Source organism: Nesterenkonia sp. DZ6 (assembly GCF_022565835.1).
In the GTDB taxonomy this organism is placed as follows: domain Bacteria; phylum Actinomycetota; class Actinomycetes; order Actinomycetales; family Micrococcaceae; genus Nesterenkonia.
Genome location: NZ_JAJOYW010000001.1, coordinates 324,984 through 338,509, shown reverse-complemented (window position 1 = coordinate 338,509; position 13,526 = coordinate 324,984). Strand labels below are relative to the sequence as shown.

Sequence of the window (13,526 nt, the reverse complement as noted above, 5' to 3'; positions counted from 1 at the left end):
CGGCATGCACGGTTCAGCTGTTGCGCTTGAGCCCATCATCGATGGTGCCCAGCAGGCCAGTCCAGGAGACCTCGAACTTCTGCAGACCCTCGGTCTCCAGGGTGTCGACGACCTCGCGGTAGCTGATCCCGGCGGCGGAGATGCCGTCGAGGACCCGGTTGGCCTCCACGTAGGTGTCGGCGAGCGTGTCCTTCTCGACGACGCCGTGGTCGGCCAGCGCCAGCAGGGTCTTCTCCGGCATGGTGTTGACCACGTCGGCGCCGGCCAGCTCGGTCACGTACAGGGTGTCCGAGAGGTTCGGGTCCTTGGTGCCGGTGGAGGCCAGCAGCAGCCGCTGCGGGCGTCCGCCGCGCTCGGCCAACAGCTGCCAGCGCTCGGAGGAGAAGGTCTCCACCGCGATCTGGTGCGCCAGTCGGGCGTTGGCGACGGCGGCCTGGGACTTCAGCTTCTCGGTGCCGGGCTTGCCCGCTTCGGCGGCGAGCTCCAGGCGCTTGTCGATCTCGGCGTCCACGCGGGAGACGAAGAAGGAGGCCACCGAGTGGATCTTCGAGATGTCGATCCCGTCCGAGTGGGCCTTCTCCAGGCCGAGCATGAATGCGTTGATGACCGCGCGGTAGCGCTCGAGCGAGAAGACCAGGGTCACGTTGACGCTGATCCCCTCGGCGGTCACCGCGGCGATCGCCTCGATGCCCTCGACGGTGGCGGGAATCTTGATCAGCACGTTCTCCCGGTCCACCGCCTTGTAGAGCTCGCGGGCCTGGGCGATGGTGCCGGCGGCGTCGCGGGCCAGCCGGGGGTCGACCTCGATGGAGACCCGGCCGTCGACGCCGTCGGTGGCGGCGTAGACCCCGGCGAACACGTCGCAGGCCTCACGCACATCGGCGGTGGTGATGTCGAAGACGGCCTTCTCGGCGTCGGCTCCGGCGGCGGCCAGCTCGGTGAGCTGCGCCTCGTAGGCCTCGCCGTCCTTCAGCGCGGACTCGAAGATGGTCGGGTTGGTGGTGACGCCGACGATGTTGTGGGTCTCGATCAGCTTCGCCAGCGAGCCGGAGTTCAGCCGTTCGCGGGAGAGGTCGTCGAGCCAGATCGAGACGCCGAGGTCGGAGAGCGCCTGAGTGTTCTTGTTTGCAGTCATATCTGTTCTCCTGATGCCAGGTGATGGATGAGTCTTTGCGCGCCGGGTGCCTCCAGGAGGCGGCGGCGATTAGGAGGCGGCGGCGATGGATTCCTGGGCGGCCTCGGTGACAGCGGCGGCGGTGATGCCGAACTGCTCGTAGAGCACCTTGTAGTCGGCGGAGGCGCCGAAGTGATCCAGTCCGATGATCCGGCCTGCGTCACCGACGATGTCGCGCCAGCCCATGGAGGACGCGGCCTCCACCGAGACGCGCGCCCTGACCGCGGCCGGGATGACGCTCTCGCGGTAGGCGGCGTCCTGCTCGAAGAACCACTCGCGGCAGGTCATCGAGACCACCCGGGCGGCGATGTTCTGCTCGGCCAGCGCTTCGCGGGCCTGCACGGCCAGCTGGACCTCGGAGCCGGTGCCGATGAGCACGACGTCGGGGGTCACCACGGCGCCGTCGCGGACGGCCTCGGCGAGCACGTAGGCTCCCTTGGCCGCGCCCTCGACCGCACCGAACTCGGTGGCGGTGGCCGCACCGGCGCCGCGGGCGTAGGTGGGGATGTTCTGCCGGGTCAGCGCCAGACCGGCGGGACGGTCGTTGCGGCGCAGCACCTCGCGCCAGGCGATGGCCACCTCGTTGGCGTCGCCGGGACGCACCACATCGAGGTTCGGGATGGCGCGCAGGGTGGCGAGCTGCTCCACCGGCTGGTGGGTGGGGCCGTCCTCGCCCAGACCGATGGAGTCATGGGTCCAGACGAAGATCGAGCCCGCGCCCATCAGCGCGGCCAGCCGGATGGCGGGGCGCTGGTAGTCGGAGAAGATCAGGAAGGTCCCGTTGTAGGTGCGCAGCGGGGTGGACAGCGAGATGCCGTTGCTGATCGCGGCCGCGGCGTGCTCACGGATCCCGAAGTGCAGGTTGCGCCCGTAGGGGTTGCCGGTGAACTTCTCGGTGGAGTGGGACTCCGGGATGAAGGAGTCGTAGCCGGCCAGCAGGGTGTTGTTGGACCCGGCGAGGTCGGCGGAGCCGCCCCAGAGCTCGGGCAGCACCTCGGCGATGCCGTTGAGCACCTTGCCCGAGGCCGAGCGGGTGGCGACCTCTTCCCCGGCGGGGAACTCCGGCAGCTGGGACTCCCATCCCTCGGGCAGCTCGCCGGCGGTGAGCCGGTCCAGCAGCTTGGCCTCATCGGTGTGGGCCTCGCGCCAGGAGGCGTACTTGGAGTCCCATTCCTTGCGGGTCTCGACGCTGCGGTTGAGGATCTTGCGGGCGTGGTCGATGACCTCGTCCTCCACGGCGAAGTGGGCTGACGTGTCGAAGCCGAGCAGCTCCTTGAGCGCCACGAGCTCCTCGGTGCCCAGCTTGGCGCCGTGGATCCCGCCGGTGTTCTTCTTCTTCGGCGAGGGGTAGCCGATCATGGTGCGCAGCGCGATGAGCGAGGGCTTGGAGGTCTCGGCCTTGGCCGCCTCCAGCGCGCGGTGCAGCTCGTTGATGTCCTCGTCGTAGTCGCCGGTCTGCATCCAGTCCACGCGCTGGACGTGCCAGCCGTAGGCCCGGTAGCGGGCCTGGACGTCCTCGGTGAAGGAGATGTCGGTGTCGTCCTCGATGGAGATCTTGTTGTCGTCCCAGATCACCACGAGGTTGCCGAGCTCCTGGTGCCCGGCGAGCGAGGAGGCCTCGGAGGTCACGCCCTCCTGGAGGTCGCCGTCGGAGGCGATGACCCAGATGGTGTGGTCGAAGGGGGACTCTCCGGCGGGGGCGTCGGGGTCCATCAGTCCGCGCATCCGGCGCTGGCCGTAGGCGAAGCCGACCGAGGAGGCCAGGCCCTGGCCCAGCGGGCCGGTGGTGATCTCCACGCCGGCGGTGTGGCCGTACTCGGGGTGGCCGGGGGTGAGTGAGTCCCAGGTGCGCAGCGCGGCCAGGTCCTCGACCTCGAGGCCGTAGCCGGAGAAGTAGAGCTGCAGGTACAGGGTCAGGGAGGTGTGACCGGGGGAGAGGATGAAGCGGTCGCGGCCGAGCCACTTGGGATCGGTCGGATCGTGCTTCATCACCTTCTGGAACAGCAGGTAGGCGGCTGGGGCCAAGGACATCGCGGTGCCGGGGTGGCCGGAGCCGACCTTTTCGACGGCGTCTGCGGCCAGCACGCGCAGCGTGTCGACTGCTCGCTTGTCCAGATCGGTGAATACGGCATTATCGGTCACTATGTTTCCTCCAGATGGTGAGGGACGGTGGACAACGAGGGCCGCGCACATCGTTGTGCCGCGCAGGTTCAACCCTACCGGGGTAGAGGCTATTCCTGGCGGATCATCAGAGCATTGCAGAATGCTCACGCGTGATGATCGCGAGTATGAGGACTTGGAGCTGCGACGTCTTCGGGCAGCTCAGCCCATCCCCAGGGCCAGGGAGATGAGCTCGAAGGAGCGGTGATCGATCACCAGGTCTGCCTGCTCGGCCAGTGCGGGCTTCGCGCAGAAGGCGATCCCCACTCCGGCGGCCGCCAGCATGTCCAGGTCGTTGGCGCCATCGCCGACGGCGACCACGTTGCGGGGGAGCAGCCCCTGTGACGCCGACCACTGTTCAAGATACTCCCTCTTGGCCGCCCGGTCGACGACGGCGCCCCGGACGGTCCCCTCCAGGGTTCCCTGCGCCGAGATGGCCAGGTCATTGGCGTGGTAGCCGGTGAGTCCCAGATCAGCGGCCAGCGGAGCCAGCACCTGGAGGAACCCGCCGGAGACGGCGTAGCTGGGCCAGCCGCGGCGGCGCAGGTCTGCGAGCAGCTCGCGGGCGCCCTGCGTGGGGGTGATCGCGGCGAGGGTGGAATCGATCACGCCCTCGGGCAGTCCGGTGAGCGCCTGGACCCGCTGGTGCAGCGAGGCCGCGAAGTCGATCTCTCCGCGCATCGCGCGCTCGGTGACCTCGGCGACCTCGGCCTCGCGGCCGGCGTCGCGGGCCAGCAGCTCGATGACCTCCTGGTCGATGAGCGTGGAGTCCACGTCCATCAGCAGCATCAGCCGGCCGTCCTCGGCGTGCAGCTGGGCCCGCCGCGGGGCGGGCAGCACCGTCTGGGTGACCGTGCCCTCGAGCTGATGAGCGGCGTCCTCGAGCAGCGAGACCGCCAGCTGCGAGCCGTAGGAGTCATCGGAGTCATCGAGCGTCAGGGACCAGCGCACGGCGGAGACCTCGGTGCCGTCGCCCAGCGGGACCTGGCGCAGCTCCACGCTGTGCACGACGCCGCGCCGGGAGAACTCGTGGGTCAGCGAGCGGATGAGCGGCCCGTCCAGCTCAGCGGCCGCCAACATGGCCACCGTGCCGTGGGGGAGATCAGGGCTGGGCAGATCAGGTGTGCGGAGATCATGGTGAGGGTGCGCAGTCATAGCGTGTTCAGCCTATAGCGCCTCATCGGGTTCGATAGTGTTGGGCCCATGAGCCCTGTCCTCGATATCCAGAATGTCAGCGTGCGCCGCGGGCGCAAGAAACTCCTCGATGACGTCTCCTGGACGGTGAACGAGGACGAGCGCTGGGTGATTCTGGGGCCGAACGGGGCGGGAAAGACCACTCTGCTGCAGATCGCCGCCGCCCGGATGTTCCCGACCACCGGTACGGCCGCGATCCTCGATGAGCAGCTCGGCGCCGTCGACGTCTTCGAGCTGCGCCCGCTGATCGGCTTCAGCTCCAACTCGCTGACCACCACGGTCCCGATGCAGGAGACGGCGCTCAACGTCGTCGTCACCGCCGCCTACGGGGTCACCGGACGCTGGCGCGAGGAGTACGAGCAGCTCGATGAGCGCCGGGCCTTCGCGCTGCTCAACGAGTGGGGCGTGGGAACGGTCTTCGACCGTCCCTTCGGCACCCTCTCCGAGGGGGAGCGCAAGCGGGTCCAGATCGCCCGGGCGCTGATGACCGACCCAGAGCTGCTGCTGCTCGACGAGCCCGGCGCCGGACTGGACCTGGGCGGGCGCGAGGCGCTCGTGGCGCGGACCAGCGAGCTGGTCCGCAGCGAAGAGGCTCCCACCACCGTGCTGGTCACCCACCACCTCGAAGAGATCCCGCCCGGATTCACCCACGTGCTGCTGCTGCGCGACGGCAAGACCGTCGCCGCGGGACCGATCGAGGAGACCATGACCTCGGCGAACCTCTCCACCACCTTTGACACCGAGCTTGATCTGATCCACCGCGACGGGCGCTATTCGGCCTTCAAGAAGCAGCCCGAGGCGGCTGCGGCCGGCTCCATGGCTGCTCCGGCGGCTGGGCTGTCGCAGGCTCGTGGTTGATGGAGGCGCTCGCTGACTTCTTCCTGAACGAGCTCAGCGTCGCGCAGCTGCTGCTGATCCTGGTGGCCGGGATCTGGGCCGGCGCGATCAACACGGTGGTCGGCTCCGGCACCCTGGTGACCTTCCCGGTGCTGGTGGCCATGGGAGTGCCGCCGGTCTCGGCCACGGTCTCCAATGCGATGGGCCTCATCGCCGGGAACTTCACCGGCGCCTGGGGGTACCGGCGCGAGATCCGGCAGGTGAAGTCGGTGCTGGTGAAGCTGGTGCCGGCCTCGATCCTGGGCGGCGTCATCGGCGCCACGCTGCTGATCACCCTGCCCGAGGAGATCTTCGGGAGGGTCGCCCCGATCCTGATCGTGGTCTCGCTGGGCTTCGTCATCGCCCAGCCCAGACTCTCGGCCTGGGTCCGGGCGCGCGCCGCGGCCCGAGAGTCCGACGCCGGGGCCGCCGGAGCATCCGGAGCTGCCGGAACTTCCCGGCCGGCCGAATCCGGTGCGGGCGACGCGCCCAAGGCGGGCAGGCCCTCGATGCCCACGGTGAGCCTGGCGCTGATGCTGCTGGTCTTCGCGGCCGGCATCTACGGCGGCTACTTCGTCGCCGCGCAGGGGATCCTGCTCATGGGCATCCTCGGGATCTTCCTGATGGCCAACATCCAACAGGCCAACGGCGTGAAGAACCTGCTGGTCGCCGTCGTGAACCTCACCGCCGCGATCAGCTACGTGTTCGTGGACTATGTGCTGCGCGAAGCCGGGGACCGCGTGATCCTCTGGGAGGTGGTGGTGGTCATCGCCGTGGGCTCCACGCTGGGCGGCCTCATCGGCGCCTGGGTGGGACGCCGCCTCTCGCCGCTGGTGCTGCGAATGATCATCGTCACCCTGGGCCTGGTGGCGCTGTTCGTGATGCTGCGCAACCTCTTCGTCGCCTGACCCCTCCTCTGACCCTCCCGGGTGGTTGAGTTTTCCGGCTACTACGTAACCGCCGGAAAACTCAACCACCCGGGAGGGTTAGGTTCTTTGCGACCGGCGCCGGACAGGGGCACGGCCGATTTGATATAGTGCTGTGTTGGTCCAAACTCGGCCCACCCTCAGTTCCACGCCTCTGGCAAAATCCAGCGGCAGATGAAAAGGACACACTCCATGAAGTCTGATATCCACCCCAAGTACGAGCCGGTCATCTTCAACGACCTGGCCTCCGGTGAGAAGATCCTCACCCGCTCCACCACCTCCTCGAAGAAGACCATGGAGTGGGAAGACGGCAACACCTACCCGGTCATCGACGTCGAGATCTCCGCCGCTTCGCACCCGTTCTACACGGGCAAGCAGCGCATCATGGACTCCGAGGGTCGCGTCGAGCGCTTCAACGCACGCTTCAAGGGCTTCGGCGGCAAGAAGTAGGCAGTTCACGCTTCTGGCGTCTCAAGCATCCTCAGCAGGGCCGCAGTCACCTCGACTGCGGCCCTGCTGCTGTCTCAAGGCCCTGGGCAGTGAGGCGCAACGCCGACTAGAATGAGTCATGACCAAGACCGGCCGGAACACCGCCGCGGCGGTGCTGCTCGTGGCAGCGGCAGCGCTGGCGCTGCTGGGGGTATTGGTCCATCACAGTTTCACGGCTGAGTACGGCATCATCACGCATAGTGCAGTCGAGGGCCTGGTCTGGGGATTTACGGCCGGCCTCTCCGGAGCAGCTCTCGTGCTGGTCGGGGTCGTCGCCGTGTTCGCCCTGGTGCTCTCACCGCGACCGTGGATGCGGTGGACGGCCGTCGCCATCCCGGTCCTCATGCTGCTCGGGATGCTTGCTCTCACCCCCGTGGCGCTCCAGCAGAAGACTGAGGCCCAGTACGACGCCGTTCCGCAATGCGTGACCGAGGGTTCGGGTGAGCCCGCTGCCGCTGCAGAGCGTGAGTCCCAGCGGGCATTCGACTCCATCGAACACGTCGGATACTTCGGCGGCGGCGGCGCCAGTGGGGTCGATGGCTGTGACCGCAGCTTGGTGGTCTCCGAAGAGGTCGATGTGCTCGAGCACTATCGGGCAGCGCTGCCCGAGGCGGGCTGGGAGGTGATCGAGGACGACGGACGCCATCTGCGGGCCCAGCGGGAGGGGATGGCGTTCGAAGTGGCGCTCTGCCCCGGAGGCGGCGTCGTGTGGGCTGGAAGCGACGACGGCGCCGGTGCGCAGTGCGAGCCTGGCTGACCCGGAGCTGTCCTGCAGGGTCACCGCTGCGCGGGTGCTCTCAGTCGTCAGCGACCACCGGGTAGATGTAGTTCATGAAGCACAGCGCCGCGATCGCGGTGCCATAGGCCTTGGAGGGGACGATCGACTCCACGATGTAGCGGATGCCGCTCAGCTCGAAGTGCTGGTAGCCGTTGTAGTACAGCTCATCGAGCATGTCGCGAAGATGAGGTTTGACGTCTTCCTCGCCCATCCCCCCGCCGAACTCGCACACCAGGCCGCCCTGCTTCTCCCCGTTCTCATCGTGGAGCAGTCCGTAGATGATCCCTGCGGTGGCCCGCTCGCCGGGGCCGCACGAGAACTCAGCCACGATGGACTCCATCACCTCGCCGTGTGCGATCGCCTTGCGACCGGGATACTCCTTCAGCACCGCAGTCTTCGGCAGGATCGAGCTGTACGTCATGATGTTCGCCATCTCGATCCCGGCGTCGTGGAGTGCCAGGTGGTAGGACCCCGCGTGGATGGTCACATCACTCTCACCCTTCCCCTGCGTCTCGAAGTAATCACAGGGTATGCGGTTGCCAATTTTCATAGATCTACTCCAAACGTGGGGCTCTGTCGATCACGGGGACGGTGCATGCCCGTCGGCTCTGCAGCTCCCCGAGGTCCGACATCGCAGATGTTCAGGGCGCCCCTGGAACGGAGGGGCGCCTGTCACGGTGCACTGACCACGCTAGGTCGGGAGGCCGGCCCTGCATCACAGTGATGGGCGAACCCCCGCGTGGACTACGGGGGAACCCCCGTGATTCCCGGTGGTGAAACATTCCTGCCCTGCTTGCCCTATCACCGGCAGGAATAGGATTGCCCCATGACGGACACGCATCAGCAGCACGGGGAGTACAAGGTCGTGGGCGGCAAGCTCGTCGTCGTCGACCTCCACACCGACCTTGATCCCCGCACCCACCCGCGCGACGCGCGCATCACCGCCGCCTCGGTCAACGGGGACTTCTTCCTGGAGCCCGATGAGGCGCTGGACTCGCTCAATGCCGCGCTGATCGGGCTGCCGACCCGCGCCACCCGGGAGGAGATCGCCGAATCCGTGCGCGCCGAGCTGCCCGCGGAGGCCCATATGTTCGGCTTCGACGAATACGCCATCGCCACCGCGGTGCGCCGCGCCCTGGGCCATGCCACCCGCTGGGAGGACCACGACTGGGAGGTCATGCCGGCGGTGCAGATGCCCGTGGAGATGCACGTGGCGCTGGATCAGGTCCTCACCGAGGAGGTGGGCCGCGGCACCCGGCCGCCGCTGATGCGGATGTGGGACTACGCCGGCCGGGCCGTGGTGATCGGTTCCTTCCAGTCCCTGGTCAACGAGGTCGACTCGGAGGCCGCCGAGCGGCTCGACGCCACCGTGGTGCGGCGGATCACCGGCGGGGGAGCGATGTACATGGACGAGGGCAGCTTCGTCACCTACTCGCTCTCGGTGCCGCAGTCCCTGGTGGACGGGCTCAGCTTCGCCGACTCCTACCCGTTCCTGGACGCCTGGGCGATGGAGGCGCTGACCTCGATCGGGATCACCGCCTCGTATAAGCCGCTCAACGACATCGTCTCCACCGAGGGCAAGATCGGCGGGGCCGCGCAGAAGCGCCTGGCCAGCGGCGGAATGGTGCACCACGTGACCATGAGCTACGACATGAACGCCGACGACATGCTCCAGGTGCTGCGCATCGGGCGGGAGAAGATCTCCGACAAGGGGATCACCTCCGCAGCGAAGCGGGTGGATCCGCTGCGCAGCCAGACCGGGCTGGCCCGAGCGGAGATCCTGGACGCGTTCGTGCAGACCTTCGCCACCAAGTACGGGGCGCGGATCGCCGAGATCCGTCCCGAGGAGCTGGCCCGCGCCGAACAGCTGGTGAAGGAGAAGTTCAGCACTCCCGAATGGACCGCCAGAGTCCCCTGAGCTGGGAGGATACAGAGTTCGACGGCGGGGCTGAGGTCCACGATTCGCGGTCCAGTTCAGCGTCGTGCTAATGTTTCTTGTCGTTGCCTCTGAGGCAATAACAAGATGCGCGGGTGGCGGAATAGGTAGACGCGCTAGCTTGAGGTGCTAGTCCTCGTAAAGAGGGTAGGGGTTCAAGTCCCCTTCCGCGCACATCTGAGAACGAAGCAAAGACCCCGGTCTGACATGGAGCAATCCATGTCGGCCGGGGTCTTTTGCTTGCCTCCTTCAGAAGGGCACCTGGGTGGCGAGCAGCCCGGCCGCCGGTGCGCGACCGCTGGTGACGCGGCAGAACTCAAACGGGTCCATGGCGAGGTGCTCTCCGCCCACGCCGGCGTTCCCGCCGTCGCCGAATGTCCAGTGCCCGCCGGCGGGTCCGCTGAGCTCGAGGACGACGGGCCGCCCGTGGCGCAGGGCCCACTCGTGGACGGCGTCGTCGACGATGACGCCCTCATGGTCGGCCGTGGCGAGCATCTCCATGCCGGTGGCCCGGGTGATGTCGATCCGGTGCATGAACGGGTCGCGGGTCAGGATCACGTCGAACAGGTAGCCGAAGGTCCATCGCCCGTCGGTCTCCTCCTCCATGGTCTGGTTTCGCAGGAACGTCGGTGAGCGGCGCCGGTTGCGGACAGCCTGTGGGCTCAGCCTCCGGTACTGACGGGCGACCTCCTCGGCGGTGAGCGCTGCGTTCTTCTCGACTTGGAGCGCGGTCAGCGCATCGATCTGCAGGCCGCCGCGGCGCCGTGCGCGCAGGGCGGCCGTCGCCTGCTGGCGGATCATCTCGGGCACCGAGGCTGCCATCTGGACCATCCCCAGCATGTGCCCGGCCATCGCGCGCACATCCCACTCGGGGCAGTCGGTCTGGGCGGCCCACTGTTCAGGGGTGAGCTGGTCCAAGAGATCGGCGACGCGCGCGTATTCGGTGGTGGCGAGCTGGGTCGCGAGGGCGCGGTCCAGCTGGGGGAGGCGGGCCTCCCGGGTCAACTCTTGCTGCTTGGTGCTCATGACTGCTCCTTAGGCAGTGGGTGGTTCTGGAGTCAGGGCAGGTCGAGGTCGTCGGCCAGCATGTCGATGGCACGGTCGAGCAGTCGAGCCCAGCGGTCTCCGCCGGGATCGTTGGCGTGTTGAGAATCCACCAGGCCCCCTACCAGCGCGGTGAACAGGTCGAGGTCCTCTTGTGCCGTGATGCCGTGGCGAATGAAGATCTCGCGAGCGAGGTCCAGCGTCGCGACGGCAGGGGCGTAGTTGTGCGCGCTCGGGGTGAAGCCCGGGATCGTCCGCAGATTCATCAATTGATGTCGGGGAAGGTCGCTGACGGCGAAGTCGAAGAAGCTCCGCGCGATGAACCGGAGCGCCTCGCGCGCGTCCTCCGGGACCTGGTCCCGCAGGGACTCGAACTGGGTGAGACATTCGGCCCAGGCCTGCCCGAACATGGCGTCGTAGATCGCGTGTTTGGATCCGAAGTGCGTATAGAGCGACGGCGCGCGCATGCCGACCCGCTCGGCCACCCCGCGCAGGGTGATCTCCGCGAGCCCGGCCTCACGCGCCATGGACCAGGCCGCGTCGAGGATTTCGAGCTGCGTGGCCTCACGCCGTTCGGCCTGCCTATCACGCGTAGTTCCACCTAACATAGTTAGGATTCAAGCACCGGCGCGTATGGCCTGTCCAGGGTTCGGGTCCTCATCCCCGCCCCTCAACGCAGGGGGCGCCGCTCAGCCGTCGTTGGCGTTGCCTCGGTCGGCGTAGTCCTCCGGGTCGCCGCCGTCGTGCTGTGCCCACTGCTCCGCGCAGGTGCCCCCGGGGGGATTCGGCTCCCAGTCGGCGCGGGCCTGGGACTGCTGCCACAGGTTCTGGTCGACCTCTTCCTGGGACTGTCCGCCCCGCACGAGCGTCGAGGTCTCGATTCCTTCCCAGCAGGCGAAGTGGGACTCCAGGTGTTCCCACTCATCGATCTGCAGGTAGTCCGGGTGGCACAGCGGGTCCGGCATCGCTCCGCTGCCGTCCCAGTCCTGCGGCCAACCTGCCGGCTGGGCGCCGTCGTTGTGCGCGGCTTTCGCGGCCAGCGCCTCGTCGTCGTTGCAGTGCAGATGGAAGACCTCGCTGCCGTCGTCCTCCTCCGGAGAGATGTAGAAGAACTCCACGCCATCGGGCCCGCCAATGAGCTGCTGGCCTCCGGGGTGCTGCTCAGCGTCATGCTCAGCGTCATCCGCGGTGCCCGGCCCGGCGGCATCTGACTCGGCGGGGGCGTCTTCGTCGCTGGTGTCTGCCGCAGCCTCTGCGGTCTCACTGGAACTCGACGCCGGCTCCTCAGCCGCAGCGACATCGTCGGCAGGATCATTCTCGACGGGAACATCGGCCGCGCAGGAGGAGAGCAGCAGGGCCGCTCCGACGGTCGAGAATACCGGAATCCAGCGTCTGTCAGGCATGTTCACACCATACATATCGCTGATTCTCAAGTGAATAACAATGAGCAATCATCTTGGCCGAGCCGAGCGGGGAAACCTTGCGATCCTGGCGTGTCGCCCGGCACGCCTGGCCGACGCGCTGCGCGTCATCTCCTTGAGCGCACCTGGTTCCTCCTGGAAAAAGCCCGTGTGCTAGCGTCATACGGTCTCCGGCAGGGGCCTCCACCCGCGCCGGATTCCCCGGTCGCGGTGCAGGTCTCGGCAACAGACTTCAGACCGTTCATCTCGCCGACTTCGCCACGTGTTCAGAGACGGAGCAGCCGATGAAGCACCATGCCGAGGACGCCCCCGCGACGCCTCGGCGAGGACCGGCTGATGTCCGGTCCGCGGAGGAGCAGCACGGCTCGTCGTCGGTGATCGCAGCAGGAACCCCGCGCATCAACTACGCACTGATCCTCGGCTCCACCCTGGCGCTGACCGCTATCGGGCTCACCATGGTGTTCTCCACCACCGCGATCAACGCTTTCGGCGACGCCGAGGGCAGCACCGGCGTGTTCCGGGGTCAGGCAGAGTGGGCGGCGGTCGGGCTGCTGGGGATGATGCTGGTCTCCCGGGTCAGAGTGCAGCTCTTGGGGGCTCTCGGCTGGGTGCTCATGGCGCTGTCCTGCGTGCTGCTGGTGCTGATGGTAGTCACGCCGCTGGGTGTCGAAGCCGGCGGGAGCACCAATTGGATCCGGCTCGGCCCCATCACGGGTCAGCCCTCCGAGGTGGCGAAGCTCGCGCTGGTGCTCTGGGGCTCCACGGTTCTCACCCGCAGAGCCAGCGGCGACCGGAGGCTCCTTGACTGGCTGGTCCCGATCGTGATGCCGGGGGCGCTCGTGGTGCTCACACTGGTCTGGATGGGCGGCGATCTCGGCACAAGTCTGATCATCATCTTGATCGTCGGTGCCCTGCTGTTCAGCGCTGGCATCGCCAAGCGATACCTCCTCATCACGGCGGGGGCCGCCCTGGCTGCGGTGGTCCTGCTGATGTGGACCACGCCGTACCGGATGATGCGGGTCTCTGCCTGGCTGCGCCTGAACTGTGATCATCCGCTCGGGCCCTGCCGGCAGTGGGAACAAGGCTTCTCTGCACTCACCTCAGGGGGCTTCTGGGGCGTCGGGCTGGGGGAGTCCCGGCACCGGTCTTCCCTCCCGGAGGCAGAGCATGACTTCATCTTCAGCATCCTCGGCGAGGAGCTCGGCCTGCTGGGCGCAGCGGTGGTGCTGGGACTCTTCGCGGTGCTGTTGCTGGGAATCCTCCGGGTGGTCGCCGCATCCCAAGACAGGTTCATCCGCCTCATCGGCACCGGCGTGGCTGTATGGATCGCCGGTCAGGCGTTCCTCAACATCGGCATGGTCACCGGTCTGCTTCCCGTGGTGGGGGTGCCGCTGCCCTTCATCTCTGCCGGTGGTTCCGCGCTGACCTGCGTCCTGCTCGGCGTCGGGGTGCTTCTGAACTTCGCGCGACGCCAACACCTCGACCGGCAGTCCGCACTCCGTTCCGCGCGGTGAGGGGCGCCGTCGGT

At 67.6% G+C, this 13,526-nt stretch carries 13 protein-coding genes and 1 tRNA gene; 7 read left to right on the top strand and 7 right to left on the bottom strand.

Features of this window, described 5'->3' with window-relative positions:
• Positions 1-13: 13 nt before the first annotated feature.
• The 3 genes from tal to serB form a co-directional block, all read right to left on the bottom strand.
• Positions 14-1,135, bottom strand: a complete 1,122-nt coding sequence (gene tal / locus LTH93_RS01555) for a transaldolase (RefSeq protein WP_241464498.1) — start codon at positions 1,133-1,135, stop codon at positions 14-16.
• Between the two features lie 69 nt (positions 1,136-1,204).
• Positions 1,205-3,367, bottom strand: coding sequence for a transketolase (gene tkt, locus LTH93_RS01550; RefSeq protein WP_370642620.1), 2,163 nt, complete (start codon positions 3,365-3,367; stop codon positions 1,205-1,207).
• 129 nt (positions 3,368-3,496) lie between these two features.
• Complete coding sequence (gene serB, locus LTH93_RS01545) at positions 3,497-4,489, bottom strand: phosphoserine phosphatase SerB (RefSeq protein WP_241469765.1); 993 nt, start codon at positions 4,487-4,489, stop codon at positions 3,497-3,499.
• A gap of 48 nt (positions 4,490-4,537) precedes the next feature.
• On the opposite strand from serB, the gene LTH93_RS01540 reads away from it, so the two are divergent.
• From LTH93_RS01540 to LTH93_RS01525, 4 genes are all read left to right on the top strand, one after another.
• Entirely contained in the window at positions 4,538-5,386 is an 849-nt protein-coding gene (locus LTH93_RS01540) for an ABC transporter ATP-binding protein (RefSeq protein ID WP_241469764.1), read from the top strand.
• The gene (locus LTH93_RS01535) at positions 5,386-6,312 is read left to right on the top strand and encodes a sulfite exporter TauE/SafE family protein (protein WP_241469763.1); all 927 of its coding nucleotides are present in this window, start codon (positions 5,386-5,388) and stop codon (positions 6,310-6,312) included. The genes LTH93_RS01540 and LTH93_RS01535 overlap by 1 nt, the downstream gene beginning before the upstream one ends.
• A gap of 210 nt (positions 6,313-6,522) precedes the next feature.
• Positions 6,523-6,780, top strand: coding sequence for a type B 50S ribosomal protein L31 (locus tag LTH93_RS01530; RefSeq protein WP_036474713.1), 258 nt, complete (start codon positions 6,523-6,525; stop codon positions 6,778-6,780).
• A 118-nt stretch (positions 6,781-6,898) separates the two neighbouring features.
• Entirely contained in the window at positions 6,899-7,576 is a 678-nt protein-coding gene (locus LTH93_RS01525) for a hypothetical protein (RefSeq protein ID WP_241469762.1), read from the top strand.
• A 40-nt stretch (positions 7,577-7,616) separates the two neighbouring features.
• Here LTH93_RS01525 and LTH93_RS01520 read toward each other — a convergent pair whose 3' ends face one another.
• Positions 7,617-8,147, bottom strand: coding sequence for a pyruvoyl-dependent arginine decarboxylase (locus LTH93_RS01520; RefSeq protein ID WP_255727100.1), 531 nt, complete (start codon positions 8,145-8,147; stop codon positions 7,617-7,619).
• Positions 8,148-8,423: 276 nt separating this feature from the next.
• On the opposite strand from LTH93_RS01520, the gene LTH93_RS01515 reads away from it, so the two are divergent.
• Together LTH93_RS01515 and LTH93_RS01510 are read left to right on the top strand one after the other, a co-directional pair.
• Positions 8,424-9,515 carry a lipoate--protein ligase family protein gene (locus tag LTH93_RS01515; protein ID WP_241469761.1) on the top strand — a complete coding sequence of 364 codons (1,092 nt, stop codon included), beginning with the start codon at positions 8,424-8,426 and terminating at the stop codon, positions 9,513-9,515.
• A gap of 107 nt (positions 9,516-9,622) precedes the next feature.
• Positions 9,623-9,707 (top strand) — tRNA-Leu (locus tag LTH93_RS01510).
• A gap of 75 nt (positions 9,708-9,782) precedes the next feature.
• Here the strand turns inward: LTH93_RS01510 and LTH93_RS01505 are convergent.
• The 3 genes from LTH93_RS01505 to LTH93_RS01495 form a co-directional block, all read right to left on the bottom strand.
• On the bottom strand, positions 9,783-10,559 hold the full coding sequence (locus tag LTH93_RS01505; protein WP_241469753.1) for a maleylpyruvate isomerase family mycothiol-dependent enzyme: 777 nt from the start codon (positions 10,557-10,559) through the stop codon (positions 9,783-9,785).
• 32 nt (positions 10,560-10,591) lie between these two features.
• Complete coding sequence (locus LTH93_RS01500) at positions 10,592-11,185, bottom strand: TetR/AcrR family transcriptional regulator (RefSeq protein WP_241469751.1); 594 nt, start codon at positions 11,183-11,185, stop codon at positions 10,592-10,594.
• 81 nt (positions 11,186-11,266) lie between these two features.
• On the bottom strand, positions 11,267-11,980 hold the full coding sequence (locus LTH93_RS01495; protein WP_241469746.1) for a hypothetical protein: 714 nt from the start codon (positions 11,978-11,980) through the stop codon (positions 11,267-11,269).
• 302 nt (positions 11,981-12,282) lie between these two features.
• On the opposite strand from LTH93_RS01495, the gene LTH93_RS01490 reads away from it, so the two are divergent.
• Positions 12,283-13,512 (top strand): FtsW/RodA/SpoVE family cell cycle protein, encoded by a 1,230-nt coding sequence (locus tag LTH93_RS01490; RefSeq protein WP_241469745.1) that lies wholly within the window; start codon positions 12,283-12,285, stop codon positions 13,510-13,512.
• Positions 13,513-13,526: the final 14 nt, after the last annotated feature.